Origin of the sequence: Alteromonas ulvae (assembly GCF_048987005.1) — a bacterium.
Taxonomy (GTDB): Bacteria; Pseudomonadota; Gammaproteobacteria; order Enterobacterales; family Alteromonadaceae; genus Alteromonas.
On sequence record NZ_CP185261.1, the window covers coordinates 553,275 to 568,678 of the forward strand.

Genomic DNA, 15,404 nt, shown 5'->3' on the forward strand with positions numbered 1-15,404 from the left:
TATCAGTGCTTGCATTAAAAAACAGTTTCTATATAACACTTATGGTAAGGCTGAGAAGACTCAGCGACAGACCAACAATGGAGAAAAGAATGAGCGACAAAATTATCCAGTTATCTGATGATAAATTCGAAGCAGATGTTATCAATGCTGACAGTCCTGTACTAGTTGACTTTTGGGCCGAGTGGTGTGGCCCCTGTAAAATGATCGCACCTATCTTAGAAGAAGTTGCGATCGAGTTTGATGGCAAGTTAACAGTTGGCAAGTTGAATGTCGATGAAAATAACGAAACTCCACCTAAATATGGTATCCGCGGTATTCCAACGTTGTTACTTTTCAAGAACGGTAACGTTGCAGCGACAAAAGTAGGTGCGTTATCAAAAACCCAGTTAACAGAATTTCTAAACGAAAACCTGTAATTGATCTAGGAAAGCCGGTGTAGCTAATCTCTTCACCGGCTTTTTAAGTCTGGTCCGCTGCCTAACGCTTGAGGATAGCAAGTTCAATTTAATTAACAATTAGTCAGCAAATAACTGGACGTTGATTAAATATAGTGCTAACTTTTCTTCAGCGCTCATCCGAGCAGCATTCTGCATATGTCCAAATCCGGGCGATATCAAATCAAGACGAGAACAGAGTGACTAAAAGTCCTGTAAGCGAAGCTCAAGCACAAAGACCCACCAGTATGAATTTAACCGAATTAAAGAACAAACCAATTAGCGAGTTGGTTAACATGGCCGAAAAAATGGGCCTGGAAAACATGGCTCGCGCCAGAAAACAAGACATCATATTCTCTATTCTGAAGACACACGCAAAAAGCGGTGAAGACATCTTCGGAGATGGAGTTTTAGAAATATTACAGGACGGGTTCGGCTTTTTACGCTCAGCTGATTCTTCTTACCTTGCAGGTCCAGATGATATTTATGTATCGCCTAGCCAGATTCGTCGCTTTAATCTGCGAACCGGTGACACCATTGCAGGAAAAATTCGTCCACCTAAAGACAGCGAGCGCTACTTTGCGCTATTAAAAATTCGCGAAGTAAACTTCGACAAGCCAGAAAATTCACGTAATAAAATCCTCTTTGAAAACCTTACCCCACTGCATGCGGCAGATCGTTTGCGCATGGAACGAGGTAATGGCTCAACAGAAGATATTACTGCGCGTGTTCTCGATTTAGCATCACCTATTGGTCGCGGTCAGCGCGGACTTATAGTCGCGCCGCCTAAAGCCGGTAAAACCTTGTTACTTCAAAATATTGCCCAGTCTATTGCTGCTAATCATCCTGAATGTGAATTGATGGTTCTGCTTATCGACGAACGTCCAGAAGAAGTTACTGAGATGCATCGCCTAGTACAAGGTGAAGTAGTTGCCTCTACGTTTGACGAGCCAGCAAGCCGACACGTACAAGTGGCAGAGATGGTCATCGAGAAAGCGAAACGCTTAGTAGAGCACAAAAAAGACGTGGTTATTCTTCTCGATTCAATCACTCGTCTTGCTCGTGCCTATAACACGGTTATTCCATCATCAGGTAAAGTACTTACCGGTGGTGTAGATGCAAACGCACTTCACAAGCCAAAGCGTTTCTTTGGTGCGGCCCGTAACGTTGAAGAAGGGGGTAGTTTAACGATTATCGCCACAGCACTTATCGATACCGGCTCTAAAATGGATGAAGTTATTTACGAAGAGTTTAAAGGTACGGGTAATATGGAACTTCACCTTAATCGCAAAATTGCGGAGAAGCGTGTATTCCCAGCTATCGACTTCAATCGTTCTGGCACACGTCGTGAAGAACTACTTACGAAACAAGATGAGCTACAGAAAATGTGGATCTTGCGTAAAATTGTTCATGAAATGTCAGAAATCGACGCGATGGAGTTCTTAATTAGTAAGCTCTCTATGACGAAGACGAACGATGAATTCTTCGATGCTATGCGAAGACAAAGAAGCTAGTATCAGCAAATGACTTGAGAAAGGCGCCGAAAAAGGCGCTTTTTTTGTATCTAAATAGGTCTACAGACTCCTTAATCTACAGTATTAGACTTCCGGATAATGTTTTTGTATTTATGGATGCGTTACTTTTCTAAGATCAAGTTCTGGGTGTGTTCTTTTACCAGATGCTCTATTCTGGTTAAAACAACAAAGGATAAATTTTATGATCAGGAAGTTAGCAACGTTAACCTTCGCAAGTTTAGCAGTGTCAACCAGCGTATTTGCTGCAGCTGTCGATGTTGACAGTTTGGCCACCAACGTAGAGCCAGACGTCATTAAATGGCGGCATCATTTTCACCAATTCCCTGAACTTTCTAACCGTGAGTTCAAAACGGCAGATTACATTGCAAACTACCTTACTTCGTTAGGATTAGAGGTACAAACTGGTGTTGCAAAAACCGGCGTAGTAGCCATTCTTGACTCTGGAAAGCCAGGTCCTGTGGTAGCGCTTCGCGCCGACATGGATGGTCTGCCTGTTAAAGAGCAAAACCAATTACCCTATCGCTCTGAACAAATGGGCGAATACAATGGAAATGAAGTTCCTGTGATGCACGCATGTGGTCACGACACTCATATGGCCATGCTGATGGGGGCCGCTAAAATTCTTACTGGTATAAAAAGCGAACTTACTGGTAAGGTAAAATTCATCTTTCAGCCAGCAGAAGAGGGCGCGCCCGCGGGAGAAACCGGTGGTGCCGAAGTGATGGTAAAGGAAGGGGTACTTAAAAACCCTGATGTGGATGTGATTTTCGGTTTACACATTAATGCCAACACTGATGTAGGCAAAGTGCGTTATAAGCCTGGTGGCACTATGGCTGCTGTAGATCCGTTCAAAATTGTCATTCACGGTAAACAGGCGCATGGCGCTTACCCGTGGAAAAGTGTCGATCCCGTCGTCACCGCCGCGCAAATGATCATGTCTATTCAAACCATTGTTAGCAGAGAATTAAAGCTGATTGACGACGCTGCTGTTGTTTCAATCGGTTCAATACATGGTGGTAACAGGTCTAACATTATTCCGAATGAAGTTGAGCTTGTTGGTACTATTAGAACGTTGAACAAAGCTGCCCGAGAGCATATTTATGAAGCCCTGCCTCGTAAGGTAAATGCTATTGCTGAAAGTATGGGAGCCAAAGCAGAGCTAACATTGCCGTTAGATTATTCTTATCCTATTACGTATAACGACCCCGCATTAACGCAGGCCATGTTGCCAACGATGCAGCGCACCGCCGGTGTTGAAAATACCTTGTTATCTAACCCTGTTACAGGTGCGGAAGATTTTTCTTTCTTCCAAGAGCAAGTGCCTGGCCTGTATGTGTGGGTTGGCGGAAAACCTCTAGATGTGTCTGAAGACGACAGTCCCGCTCATCATACCCCAGAGTTTTATGTGGACGATAAAGGTATGAAGCTGGGTGTAAAATTACTGACCAACTTTACACTCGACTACATGGAGCAAAACTAACTATGACACTGGAGATTTTCTTTGGATAAAACTCGTTTTGTTTTGAGCAGATCTCAAGCGTTTGAAACCTTTTTAGTGTGCTTAGCGGGTGTTGTTATTAATATATTGCCCGCTCCCTTCGATAGTACAGGGACCGCTGTATTTGGTTGCGGCGCAGCGGTATACACAGTCCTTCGCTTTGCACCATACTTGTCGATACCTGCTGCACTATTTATTTGCTCCCCTTTCTGGTTTGCCGATGGAAGTATCGTAGGAAAAGTAAGTCTCACTCTGTTACCAATTGTTATAAGCCTGTTTGGATATCAAAAATCACTTAAACAGGTAATAAAAATAGGTGCGGGCTTTTGGTCTGTTGTCTTTGTGCCTATTTTGGTACTAGAGCATTATTTTAATAACGGCGCCAATAATAGCGAAGGCCTCAATATAATAATATCTGGGGTTCTGGTTACCTGGATAAGCGGTGCTTTTGGGCTAGTCACAGGTCATTTCGTTTATCTGGCTACTCATGGTTTGAGGCGAAATATTGCCTACGAGCCGGCGAAGGTTAAGCTTAATTTTCTTTTTAGCTACTTTTTTTCTGGTTGTTTCTTTGTCGGCTCCATGGCCGTCATTTACTTGTCGGTCGCGCTGTTTCAGCAACAGCAGGAGCGCCAAATTCAACAGTATATGGTTCAACGGGTCGCGGTAATGCAGCAACAGCTATCCGATTTCATTGAACAGCATCAAAGCGTTGTATCGGCTACGGCAAAAACGCTTTCAGGCAGTATTGTTGAAGAGGTATTAGACAAAGCATCATCAAAACAGCTGTCCATATTGGCCTCACATTATCCGAATTTCATTACCTTTCTTATCGCTGATGAAAATGGAGACATTACTCATACTTATCCCACAAATTTAGTTGATAAAGTAAAAGCTGGCGGGCGTGCAAATGTTGCTTATCGCCCCTATTTTTTTGAAGTAATGGAATCTGGCGAGCCTTACTTATCCGATGTATTTCAAGGGCGTGGCTTTGGTAATGACCCTATTGTCGCCATTTCCGCTCCTATTAAAGCAAGCAGCGACAACACCGTTGGTATTGTTGAAGGCTCACTGTCTCTTAAAAGCTTTACTGCCTTCGATGAGCTCAGTTTAAAAGGCTTTTCCTTATTAATAGAGGACAGGAAAGGAGATGTGATATTTGCTTCTAAGGAACTTAACCTACCGCCGTTGAGCAAAGTCCCTGTTCACGGGTGTGATCCAAATTGCGATGTTGAGTTGGACAATGGTCTAGGAGGAAAAGACTGGCTGCGTTTTAAAGGAGAAATACCAGAAGTTAATTGGACATTAAGCTATTACTTCAATCGAGAATATCTTCAAGCATCCATGGGCAGCTACCTTATAAAGAACCTGCTCCTACTGTTGTTGTTATCCGTGCTAGGAACCTTTATTGGCTATTTAGTCGCTCGAATGATCAGCATGCCGCTTAGACGACTCATTTGTTACATTGCTAAGTTTGACCCTAAACGTACCCAGAGACATAACAATCCCAGCCAAGGGTTTCATATTCTAGAACTCACTGCATTAAACAATGAGTTTATTAGTTTAGAGCAGCGTTTGCTTACAGCATTTGATGAGTTAGACAAGGCAAGGACGACTGAAAAGCAGCTAAACGTGGAGCTGAATGAGCTTAATCAGTCATTGGAAGCTCGCATAGAAGAAAAAACGCACCATTTAGAGAGCGCATTAAAATCCGCTGAAGCGGCGAATATCGCGAAAACGCAGTTCTTAGCCAACATGAGTCATGAAATTCGTACCCCTATGAATGGCATTATTGGCTCTTGTGAACTGATGTCAGAGTACGAACTGCCCGGTTACATAGCGTCAAGAGCAAGTACTATTTCTCGTTCGGCAACAAATCTGCTGCATATTTTAGACAGTATCCTTGATTGGTCTAAGATCGAGTCAGGCAAGATGGTAATGGATTATCAAGACACTCAGGTGCGCGAATTGCTGTCAGGTGCCAAGGAGTTGTATTCCCATACCGCTACTGTAAAGGAAGTCGAGATTAGTCTATGTGTTGATGATTCAGTCCCTAACGCATTAGTCCTTGATGCTGGCAAGGTCAGCCAAGTGGTGAATAACTTACTCAGTAATGCAATAAAGTTTACGAATGGTGGCAGCGTCACAATAACGGCATGTTTCGCAGACAATGCTCTTAGTATTGGGATCACCGACACAGGGGTTGGTATTTCAAAAGATAAATTACAGACTATTTTTGAAAAGTTTGAACAGGCAGATGCCTCCACCACACGAGACTATGGAGGGACAGGATTAGGTTTGGCTATTAGTAAAGGTCTTGTGGAGCTTCTCGGTGGTGAAATGAGCGTAGAGAGTGTAATGGACAACGGCTCCACCTTTACATTTTATGTTCCCTGTAAAGAGAGTACGCATGCAGTGATGTCTGAAGCAGCAACCGCTCAGCCTAGTATTGCAATCATACCAAAAAACACCCATATTTTATTAGCTGAAGACAATGACATCAATGCAGAAATAGTCATGGAAATGTTATCAAGCGCAAACGTTCGCTGCATCCGTGCTAAAAATGGCCAAGATACGTTAGAGGCTGCAAAGAAATACCCTTTCGATGTTATTTTAATGGATTGTCAGATGCCAGTAATGGATGGCCTGACAGCCGCATCGCAAATTCGCAAGCACGGTATAAACAAAGATACCGTGCGTATTATTGCGCTAACGGCAAATGCCTTTGAAGAGGATAGAACCGCTTGCTTAAACGCGGGTATGGACGCGTACTTGAGCAAGCCTATTCGAAAGCGTATTTTACTTAATTGCATTGCAAAAGAACTCGCTGCTGTTTAGATATGTTGTCATACGGCAATTCTCAAGCAGTTCGATATAGCTACAGACTGGCAATTCAAGTGGGAATTTTGTGCAAGTTAGGCTACAATCGCGTGCTTTCCAAACTTGTCTATTTTACCTACTCCGAGGATCATTAGATGGCGAAAGTCGCGATTGTAATGGGTTCGACTTCAGACTGGCCTACCATGCAGCAGGCCGCAAAAATGCTAAAGTCGTTCAACGTCGAATTTGACGCGAAAGTCGTGTCGGCCCACAGAACACCAAATTTATTAGTGGAATTCGCAGAGAGCGCTGCCGATAAGGGTTTTAGCGCTATAATTGCGGGTGCCGGCGGTGCGGCTCATTTGCCTGGCATGATTGCGGCGCATACTCACTTACCAGTTTTTGGTTGTCCGGTAAAATCAAAAGCATTAAGCGGTTTAGATTCATTATTATCAATTGTGCAAATGCCTAAGGGCGTTGCTGTTGGCACCCTTGCTATCGGCGAAGCTGGGGCAGCCAATGCCGGGCTATTAGCCGCCCAAGTGGTTGCGTTGCAAGACGAGACTGTGCGAGACGCTATTATTGCGTTTAGAAAAACGCAAACCGAGACAGTACTAGCGTCAAGTAACACACTGGAGTTAGATGAATGAGAGTAGTTGTTTACGGTGCAGGTCAGTTGGCACAAATGATGTACCTTGCTGGTAGTCCATTAGGTATTGATGTACAGGCCGTTGACGTAAACAACGACACGGTTGTTCATCCAGTAAGTAAAGCCCTTTTAGACATCCCACTTGATGAAGCATTAGACCTTGCTGATGCGTTAACGGTCGAGTTTGAGCACGTTCCAGAGCGTTTGCTTGAAGCTGCTGCCCAAACCAATAAGTTAATGCCAAATATTCAAAGTATTTTGGTTGGAGCAGATCGCGTTCGAGAAAAGCACTTGTTGCAGTCTATGAATGTAGCTAATTGCGAGCACAAAATTGTTACGCACTTAGACCAATTAGATGAGTGTGTTGATGCGCTAGGTAGTGAGTTAATTTTAAAAGCCAGTCGAGATGGCTACGACGGCTATGGTCAATGGCGTTTGTCAGACAAGGCTGAATTACCAGAGTTAAAGCAGTCTCTTCATGGACTGGATCTAGACAATGTTCCCTTAGTCGTTGAAAAAATGGTTGCCTTTGACCGCGAGCTTTCTCTCATTGGTGTAAGGAACGTCAATGGTGATATTCGTACTTACCCACTTGCGGAAAACCTACACCACCAGGGCCAGCTACATGTCTCTGTTGCGCCAGCAACAAATGTTGATGAAGCGCTTCAGCAACAAGCACATGATATCTTTACTGCACTAGCCAATGGCATGGAGTATGTGGGGGTACTTGCTGTGGAGTTATTCCAAGTAAACGATACTTTACTAGTGAATGAATTAGCGCCGCGGGTACATAATTCAGGTCACTGGAGTCAATCTGGCGCGGTAACTAGTCAGTTTGAAAATCACCTAAGAGCGGTTTGTGGGCTTCCATTAGGTGACACGGCAGCATTAGGTCCCAGTGCAATGGTCAATATTATCGGGTGCAGCAACTTCTCTCGCGAGCTCTTGAGCATTGATGGTAGTCATTTGCATTGGTACGGTAAGTCTGTAAGAGACAAGCGAAAGATGGGTCACATCAATGTGACAACTGATAGCTACCATCAGCTTGGTGAAAAGTTGATGGCACTCAGCCAGTATCTTCCTCTTGAGTACTTCCCCAAATTAGTTGCTGAGGCAACGCGATTAAAAGGTTGACAGTAACCATTTAATCGCTAGAATACGCATCCGCTGTTTAGGCAGCGGTTTTAAATAGTGTGCCGACTTAGCTCAGTTGGTAGAGCAACTGACTTGTAATCAGTAGGTCGCCAGTTCGATTCCGGCAGTCGGCACCATTTATCTTTGTTATTGCGTATTTCTTACGTAATATGGTTCCGTTAACCACAACGGAGCAATCTCACAATGTCAGTATCTTCCTATATTCGCCAGTTTCATGGCAAAGCGTCTAGCTGCCTGCTAATCCTCATGTGTTTTATTTCGGCTACTGTTTTTGCTCACGGTGAGCACAGCCTTGAGCGTGAAAACAGCCTTGAGCAAGACAAAAGCCATGAGCAAGACAAAAGCCACGAGCATCACAAAAACCATGGGCACATGATAGACTCCCAATCGCCTATTGTCCTTAAAGATGGTTATGCCCGCGCAACCTTCCCAATGGCTAAAACTGCAGCCGCTTATTTTACACTGCACAATTATAGCGAAAACAACCTTCAACTGAGTGGTGTTACTGTTGACACCAAAGTGGCAAACGAAGCGCAAATCCACACCACAAAAATGGAAGGCGACGTTATGCGTATGCGGCACTTAATCGATGGCGTAACCATTGGTGCTAACGAACATGTCACTTTCACATCCGGTGGTTACCACATAATGTTATTAGGTTTAAAAAGTGGTTTAACCGAGGGCGGGGAAGTGCAACTCACTCTTCACTTTGATGGGCAGGAGTCACTTCATACGGTTCTACCTGTCAAAGCCGATAGTCAAGGTATGCATAAACACGCTCATTAACTAAAATGATGATTTGTTGATGACGGTCAATATCCGTATTTTTTACGTTGTAATTTTACGGTGTAACATCTATAAAATAGATGGCAGCAATCAACTTAATGCGCGTTCTATTAATAACGACGGGGTGTAATATAGTATAATTAAAGAGCGCAATAGCTAATAAGTTCTAACAGTACGTTAAGGAGAAAAACATGAGTAAAATTGATATTGGAATTTCAGAAAGCGATCGTAATGAAGTGGCCCATGGTTTAAAAAAACTATTGGCAGACTCGTACACGTTATATCTTCAAACTCATAATTTTCACTGGAATGTAGAAGGCCCACAGTTTCGCGAACTACACTTGATGTTTGAAGAGCACTACACCGAACTGGCAACAGCGGTAGATGAAATTGCAGAGCGTATTCGTACTTTAGGTGTGGCGGCTCCAGGTACGTACAAAGCGTTTGCCGAACTAAGTGCAATTGAAGAAGTGGATGGTGTGCCAGAGGCTACCGAAATGGTGCGTTTACTTACCCATGGCCACGAGCAGGTGGTAAAAACGTGCAGAGAGTCTTTAAAATTAGCGCAAGGGGCAGATGATGAATCTTCCGCTGCACTTATTGGCGACAGAATGCGTGTTCACGAAAAAACAGCTTGGATGCTTCGCGCAACGCTACCGAAGTAGACGTCAAAAAGCAGCGTTAAAGAAAGCTTTGTAAAAAGAGAGCTCTGCAAAAAGAGAGTATTTCCAGATATTTTGGGATGAATAAAATTAAGGGTACAGCCAGGCTGTACCCTTTTTTGTATAATCAACACATTGCTGGGTTACATTCGCCCGATGTTAATACAGAACACGATACGCAAAGTAAAGCACAGCAAAGGGTGTATTGACTGATAACGCTTTATTCAACAATACGGCAGTGAAAAAGCGATAAAAAAGCCCTCTACGCAAGAAAAAACAACACCTATCAGAGCAAGAGCAAACATTGAGGTACAAATGAAAAAATTGACAATGGGGCTACTTGGCCTTTGTAGTATCAGTGTGGCAGTTAGCCAAGCCGTGATGGCAAATAGTCATAACGACTCAGGCGAGGCCATGAGCAACAAAGACGATGGAGTAAAGGTAACGACACTAGCACAGGGGCTTGAGCACCCGTGGGGAATGGCGTTTCTTCCTAGCGGAGATTTGCTAGTGACAGAGCGCGCGGGTGGTATCCGTAGGTTGTCACAAAGCGGCGAGCTATCAGACAGGCTAGCAAACGTGCCAGAGGTTGTTGCAAACAACCAGGGCGGTATGCTTGATATTACTATCGACCCTGATTTCAGCGACAACAGTACGGTGTATTTTTGTTATAGCAAGCCTTCCGATGATGGTCAGCCTGGTAGCAGTAGCAGTGTGGCGAAGGCTAAACTGGTAGGAAATGCCCTAGAAAATGTAGAAGTCATATTCAGTGCTTCACCAGTTATCGACAATGGTTTTCACTTTGGGTGTCGTTTGGTATTTGATGCTGAGAAGTCACTGTATATCACCCTTGGCGATCGCTACAAATACATGAAAGAAGCACAAAATACGGATAATCACTTTGGTACTATAGTGCGCATAAATCGCGATGGCAGCGTACCTGAAAGTAACCCTTTCACTGACGGTGATGCGCCGGAAGTATTCAGTTTTGGTCATCGAAATGTACAGGGCGTAACGGTTCACCCTGAAACTGGTGAAGTATGGGCAATGGAGCATGGTCCAAAAGGCGGCGATGAAATAAACATTATCAAGCGCGGCGCTAACTATGGCTGGCCAGAAATCACCTATGGCATTGATTACAGCGGCGAAGTGATCAGTGATAAAACGCACATGGACGGTATGGAGCAACCTTGGCTTTACTGGAACCCTTCTATCGCTCCTAGCGGACTCGTGTTTTATACCAGTGACATGTTTAAAGAGTGGCAAGGCGACATTCTTGTGGGATCGTTGAAGTTTACCCATCTTCGTCGTATCGATGTGGTAGACACAAAGCCCAAAGAGCAATATGAATACCTACGAGACAATGGTGCTCGCATTAGAGACGTTGAGGTTGATGAAGCAGGCGCTATTTACCTGTTAACGGATGCGCCAAATGGCAAGGTGCTAAAGTTGACTAAATAGTATCAATGTCGGTGATGTAAATAGGTCAGTATTTCCTCTAATCATCACAGAAGATGGGGCTAGGCAAAAAATAAAGGCAAAAAAGCCGAGCTAGCGAATTTTACTTACTCGGCTTTTTGTCAAAAGCGCGTATCTTATTTAACCTGATTCAGGTTATTTATCTTCACCTTCTGGTGTGGTTTTGTAGCGCTCGAACCACGCCAAGATATTCCCCACCTTTTGAATAAGGCGAGATGGCTTGCTCGCAATTCCGTGCGAAGCGCCGGGTATTCTCACCATAGCGGCATCAATATTTTGAAGCTTTAACGCCTGATAATACTGTTCAGATTCACTAATAGGCGTTCGGTAATCCGACTCTCCGGTTAACAGCATAGTGGGTGTTTTTACGTTACCCACTAATGACAGTGGACTGCGTTTCCACAGTTTATCGGCGATATTCCACGGCATATCAGACATCCAGTATTGACTGAAAAACGGATATGCATCGGCGGTCAAAGCAAAGCTCATCCAGTTAATCACGGGCTTAGCAACCACGGCCGCAGCAAAGCGGTCCGTTTTTCCGATTGACCAAGCAGTGAGCACGCCGCCTCCTGAACCACCAGTGATGAATAGGTTGTCGGTATCGACATACCCCTTGTCGATAACTGCATCCACCACATCCATAAGATCGTTGTAATCCTCAGACGGGTAGTTATGGTGAATAAGGTTGCCAAAATCTTCGCCATAAGAGCTACTGCCTCTCGGGTTCGACCATGCCACCACATAACCTTGCGCCGCCATTAACTGTATTTCCATGGCGAAATGAGGGCCATAGGCAGCATGTGGACCACCGTGAATTTCTAAAATAAACGGGTATTTTTTGCTGCTATCAAAGCCAGGTGGCAATGCTATCCAAGCATCAATGTTTCGCTCATCAACGCTGGACGTTACCGACAAATCAATAACTTCAGCGAGTGCTTTATGACCTAAAGTATCGTCGTTGAGGTGGGTTAAGGCTTTATCTGCATCACGGGTGCGATACAAAGTAAGATCGCCCGGCATGTTTCGAGCTGCGCTGGTATACACAATGGTACCTTCATCGCTCACGGCAAAGGCCCCCGATGTATACGGTCTACCTAGCGATTGACCACCTATAGCAACGTCTAATGGTTTCACATCGCCTTTAAGGTTAACTGCCGCAAGTTTATTGTCACCTTTATCAAGGTATGAAAAGACCAGCCCTCGACTATTCTTACGCCACGTAAAGTCGCCGATAGCACGGTCAAGAGAAGAGGTAAGTCGCGTTATCTCACCGTTACTCAGCTTCATCACAAGAAGGTCGTTATTTTGATAAGACAATTTTCTGTCGTTTACATGGGTAAACGCGAGGTATTTACCATCAGGACTGAGAGTTGGTGAGCCTTCAGGCCCTTCCAAGCTAGTCACTTGCTCACTTTCAGCAGTAGTGAAGTTTACTCTATAGATATCACTAAAGTAAGGATGCAGGGCATAGTCCTCTCGATGAGGCGTGGCAAAGTATATCCAATCTCCATCTTTTGAGAACGAAAGCGAACCACCGTTGGGAAACTTCCCAGTGGTTAATTGTCTTGGCGTGCCGCCCTCAACAGGAAGAACATATATTTGATTATACCCTTCCCGTAAATAACCACGTCCATCGCCGCGGTACTGAGTGGAGTCAATATAGGTGGCTTGTTCCGCCCATTTTGCTCCCTCTGGCTTTGACGGCATTCCAGTAAATATGGGGGCATTTTTTTCTTCGGTAAACAGGCTAAAGGCCAGAGACTTACCATTAGGAGACCATGTTAAGTTAGACGGTGCTTCTTCGGTATTGGTAAGGCGCACAGATTGCTTTGAATCAAGATAATACAGGTGTAGTTGAGTACGTCCATCGACGGCTTTGGTGTATGCGACAATGTTACCGTCGGGTGACAGTGTGGCTTGAGAAATATTCTCGTCTTGAGCAATGAAAGGTCGATGTTGCCCTGATTTTATATCAACCTGCCACAGCCTGCTTTGCCTGCTATCAGACATAATATCTAAGCTCTGGCGGCTATAAACAACGATGTCATCGTTGATGAATTGCGGACTTGAAACAAACTCTAAATTGAATGTGTCGTTGTAGGTGAGCACGTTGGGTGCGCTATCATTCGGGGTTACGACAGTAGGGGTATCACCAGAAGAGTTAATGGCAGCGTGTGCTGGCGTTACAGCAGTGCATATGGCCGTCATCGCGGCACATAACGCGAAATGACGTTTGCGATTTACCAAACGGTAAGCAGACATAGGTTTTCCTTTTTATTTTTAATGCAGAGAATGATTCGGTGGCGATCATTTCTTCTACCATAGCCTGTTGCTTTAAATTGTGTAGAGCCTGTGCGTTAAAGTTGCTCTTTAGTGTGACAAACAGCGCACTGCCTTTGCACTAGCTGTATGTTGGGGCTAGTTTCTAAGGCTAATTTTGCCGATTAAGATATCTTTAAACATTACCCAGTCGCCTATTAAGCTGTAGAGAGGATATTTAAAGGTAGCGGGTTTATTTTTTTCAAAGAAAAAGTGACCCACCCAGGCAAATCCATATCCCACTAGCGGAATCAACCAAAGGTAACCCAGCACGTTGGTGAATATAGCTGTGGCGATAATACCCAGAACAAGCCATGAGCCAATAAAGTGCAGCGTGCGGCAGGTAGCGTCGCTGTGTTCTTTTAAGTAAAACGGATAAAACTCTGCAAAAGAGTTAAAGCGGGAATCAGACGATAGTTCATTGCTCATAAAATTCTGACCTATATATTATTGTGCACGCTAAAGCCAAATAAACTTGAGTGCGCTCTCACGGTTTGTACCAATTTAACATGGGGCTTTGTCAAATAATGTCATAAATACGACAATCTCTTTTCTGCCGCGCTTCCGCAACTGCCTTCACATTGAATACGCGCTTAGCCTTGTATTTTGTTTGTAACTACCCCATATTCCTTTGCATATTAAGATTCAAATTAAGGCACCCATTATGGAAAATATGATTGCTCATACTCAGGCAACCATTGTTGATATTACCGTAGAAAACTTTCAGCAAATTATTGTTGAAGCGTCGCAAGAAAAAGTGGTGCTTATCGATTTTTGGGCTCCGTGGTGCGAGCCATGCAAAGATTTGCAGCCAATTTTAGAAAAATTAGCCGGTGAATACAGTGAGCACATGATACTGGCGAAAGTGGATTGTGAAGCACAACAAGAGGTGGCTGCCCAGTTTGGAATACGCAATCTGCCCACCGTTATGGTAGTGCAAAATGGTCAACCTGTAGATGGTTTTGCTGGTATGCAGGGCGAGCCGCAAATACGCGAAATGTTAGGTAAATACTTGCCCAACCCTGAAGACGAGCTGCTTGCCACCGCGGGTAAAGCAATCCAGCAGGGCGATTATGCCGCAGCGCTGCCTGCTGCGAAAGAGGCGCTGGCACTTAACGAAAGCAATGTAAACGCTAAGTACATGCTTATCGACTGTTTTATAGAAACCGGTTCAATCGATGTGGCTAAGCAGCTATTGTTAGAAATTAAGCTGGTGGATCAAGACTCTCGCTATCAAACCTTAAATGGAAAAATAGAGCTGGCGGAGCAAGCCGCCGATACTCCAGAAATACGTCAACTGCAATCGGTGGTCGAATCGAACCCAGATGATTTACAAGCAAAGGTAGATTTGGCTGTTCAGTTGCAGCAGGCTAATAAGGCGCAAGATGCACTTGCACTGCTATATTCTGTGTTAAAGAAAGAACTCGGGTTTGGTAATGCTCGCAAACTTATGATGGATATGATGAATGCGCTGCCAGATGGCGATCCGCTCAAATCTGAATACCGAAGAAAGGTATACAGCCTGCTTTACTAGTTAGTGCAAGGCATAGTCTTCAGTGTTCTCTTAAGGCTATGCGTTTTTGCCAGTGTAGTCTTACTCAGAACTCTGCATGTTTACGCTTTTGAAGGTGTGCTCACGATGGGCGAAAATCCTTCTTGGTTGAGCCAATTCAGTGCCTCGAAATACGTCTTAAAATATTGTCTCTCGTAGTGAGGAAACTCTAAGTTTCTTTGCTTAGATGGATGAGTTCGCTCAAGGTGGGCTTTTTTAACCATGCCACTATCTAGCACATAAGCGGAACGGCACAATCCCATGGCAATATTGTTCTTAATAGCTTCTGACAGGCAGGCCTGACAATCTGGTGTCGCCAGCACCCAGCGTCGGCCATCCATCAACGCCGCCCATGGTTCTCCGTTAAAGCGTTTAATCAGCGAATGCATCTCTTCAACAAACAGCTGGGTGGTCTTTAAATTCCATGCGCCTAAAGCAAATACTTCCAGTACATTGCCGGAAATGTCTACAGAGTAATTGCCGTAAGGAGGGAACTGCATTTCTTTTTTACT

General features: G+C 44.3%; 13 protein-coding genes and 1 tRNA gene. 11 read left to right on the top strand and 3 right to left on the bottom strand.

Annotated elements, in window-relative coordinates; all coding sequences use genetic code 11:
• Positions 1–89: 89 nt before the first annotated feature.
• From trxA (ACOJR9_RS02320) to ACOJR9_RS02365, 10 genes are all read left to right on the top strand, one after another.
• Positions 90–416, top strand: a complete 327-nt coding sequence (trxA, locus tag ACOJR9_RS02320) for a thioredoxin TrxA (RefSeq protein WP_163112631.1) — start codon at positions 90–92, stop codon at positions 414–416.
• Between the two features lie 266 nt (positions 417–682).
• The gene (gene rho / locus ACOJR9_RS02325) at positions 683–1,948 is read left to right on the top strand and encodes a transcription termination factor Rho (protein WP_032095483.1); all 1,266 of its coding nucleotides are present in this window, start codon (positions 683–685) and stop codon (positions 1,946–1,948) included.
• Positions 1,949–2,150: 202 nt separating this feature from the next.
• A complete protein-coding gene (locus ACOJR9_RS02330) occupies positions 2,151–3,449 on the top strand; it encodes an amidohydrolase (protein WP_420934812.1) in 1,299 nt (432 codons plus the stop codon).
• 21 nt (positions 3,450–3,470) lie between these two features.
• Positions 3,471–6,305 (top strand): ATP-binding protein, encoded by a 2,835-nt coding sequence (locus ACOJR9_RS02335; RefSeq protein ID WP_420934813.1) that lies wholly within the window; start codon positions 3,471–3,473, stop codon positions 6,303–6,305.
• A 137-nt stretch (positions 6,306–6,442) separates the two neighbouring features.
• Positions 6,443–6,937 carry a 5-(carboxyamino)imidazole ribonucleotide mutase gene (gene purE, locus ACOJR9_RS02340; protein WP_420934814.1) on the top strand — a complete coding sequence of 165 codons (495 nt, stop codon included), beginning with the start codon at positions 6,443–6,445 and terminating at the stop codon, positions 6,935–6,937.
• The gene (locus tag ACOJR9_RS02345) at positions 6,934–8,070 is read left to right on the top strand and encodes a 5-(carboxyamino)imidazole ribonucleotide synthase (protein WP_420934815.1); all 1,137 of its coding nucleotides are present in this window, start codon (positions 6,934–6,936) and stop codon (positions 8,068–8,070) included. Before purE ends, ACOJR9_RS02345 begins: the two co-directional genes overlap by 4 nt.
• Positions 8,071–8,131: 61 nt before the next feature.
• A tRNA-Thr gene (locus ACOJR9_RS02350) sits at positions 8,132–8,207 on the top strand.
• A 67-nt stretch (positions 8,208–8,274) separates the two neighbouring features.
• Positions 8,275–8,877 (top strand): copper chaperone PCu(A)C, encoded by a 603-nt coding sequence (locus ACOJR9_RS02355; RefSeq protein WP_420934816.1) that lies wholly within the window; start codon positions 8,275–8,277, stop codon positions 8,875–8,877.
• A gap of 191 nt (positions 8,878–9,068) precedes the next feature.
• Positions 9,069–9,542: a Dps family protein gene (locus tag ACOJR9_RS02360; RefSeq protein WP_420934817.1), complete on the top strand. Its 474-nt coding sequence runs from the start codon at positions 9,069–9,071 to the stop codon at positions 9,540–9,542.
• Positions 9,543–9,854: 312 nt separating this feature from the next.
• Complete coding sequence (locus ACOJR9_RS02365) at positions 9,855–11,000, top strand: PQQ-dependent sugar dehydrogenase (protein WP_420934818.1); 1,146 nt, start codon at positions 9,855–9,857, stop codon at positions 10,998–11,000.
• A 153-nt stretch (positions 11,001–11,153) separates the two neighbouring features.
• Here ACOJR9_RS02365 and ACOJR9_RS02370 read toward each other — a convergent pair whose 3' ends face one another.
• Both ACOJR9_RS02370 and ACOJR9_RS02375 read right to left on the bottom strand, forming a co-directional pair.
• Entirely contained in the window at positions 11,154–13,283 is a 2,130-nt protein-coding gene (locus tag ACOJR9_RS02370; protein ID WP_420934819.1) for a S9 family peptidase, read from the bottom strand.
• 156 nt (positions 13,284–13,439) lie between these two features.
• Positions 13,440–13,769, bottom strand: a complete 330-nt coding sequence (locus tag ACOJR9_RS02375) for an Mpo1-like protein (protein WP_420934820.1) — start codon at positions 13,767–13,769, stop codon at positions 13,440–13,442.
• Positions 13,770–14,004: 235 nt separating this feature from the next.
• Here ACOJR9_RS02375 and trxA (ACOJR9_RS02380) point away from each other — a divergent pair, with 235 nt between their 5' ends.
• Complete coding sequence (trxA, locus tag ACOJR9_RS02380) at positions 14,005–14,874, top strand: thioredoxin (protein ID WP_420934821.1); 870 nt, start codon at positions 14,005–14,007, stop codon at positions 14,872–14,874.
• 80 nt (positions 14,875–14,954) lie between these two features.
• On the opposite strand, the gene ACOJR9_RS02385 is transcribed toward trxA (ACOJR9_RS02380), so the two are convergent.
• On the bottom strand, positions 14,955–15,392 hold the full coding sequence (locus ACOJR9_RS02385; protein WP_420934822.1) for a hypothetical protein: 438 nt from the start codon (positions 15,390–15,392) through the stop codon (positions 14,955–14,957).
• Positions 15,393–15,404: the final 12 nt, after the last annotated feature.

Coding starts and splice junctions, on each gene's coding strand:
- trxA (WP_163112631.1), top strand. CDS start 90: ATGAGCGACAAAATTATCCAGTTATCTGATGATAAATTCGAAGCAGAT.
- rho (WP_032095483.1), top strand. CDS start 683: ATGAATTTAACCGAATTAAAGAACAAACCAATTAGCGAGTTGGTTAAC.
- ACOJR9_RS02330 (WP_420934812.1), top strand. CDS start 2,151: ATGATCAGGAAGTTAGCAACGTTAACCTTCGCAAGTTTAGCAGTGTCA.
- purE (WP_420934814.1), top strand. CDS start 6,443: ATGGCGAAAGTCGCGATTGTAATGGGTTCGACTTCAGACTGGCCTACC.
- ACOJR9_RS02345 (WP_420934815.1), top strand. CDS start 6,934: ATGAGAGTAGTTGTTTACGGTGCAGGTCAGTTGGCACAAATGATGTAC.
- ACOJR9_RS02355 (WP_420934816.1), top strand. CDS start 8,275: ATGTCAGTATCTTCCTATATTCGCCAGTTTCATGGCAAAGCGTCTAGC.
- ACOJR9_RS02360 (WP_420934817.1), top strand. CDS start 9,069: ATGAGTAAAATTGATATTGGAATTTCAGAAAGCGATCGTAATGAAGTG.
- ACOJR9_RS02365 (WP_420934818.1), top strand. CDS start 9,855: ATGAAAAAATTGACAATGGGGCTACTTGGCCTTTGTAGTATCAGTGTG.
- ACOJR9_RS02370 (WP_420934819.1), bottom strand. CDS start 13,283: ATGTCTGCTTACCGTTTGGTAAATCGCAAACGTCATTTCGCGTTATGT.
- ACOJR9_RS02375 (WP_420934820.1), bottom strand. CDS start 13,769: ATGAGCAATGAACTATCGTCTGATTCCCGCTTTAACTCTTTTGCAGAG.
- trxA (WP_420934821.1), top strand. CDS start 14,005: ATGGAAAATATGATTGCTCATACTCAGGCAACCATTGTTGATATTACC.
- ACOJR9_RS02385 (WP_420934822.1), bottom strand. CDS start 15,392: ATGCAGTTCCCTCCTTACGGCAATTACTCTGTAGACATTTCCGGCAAT.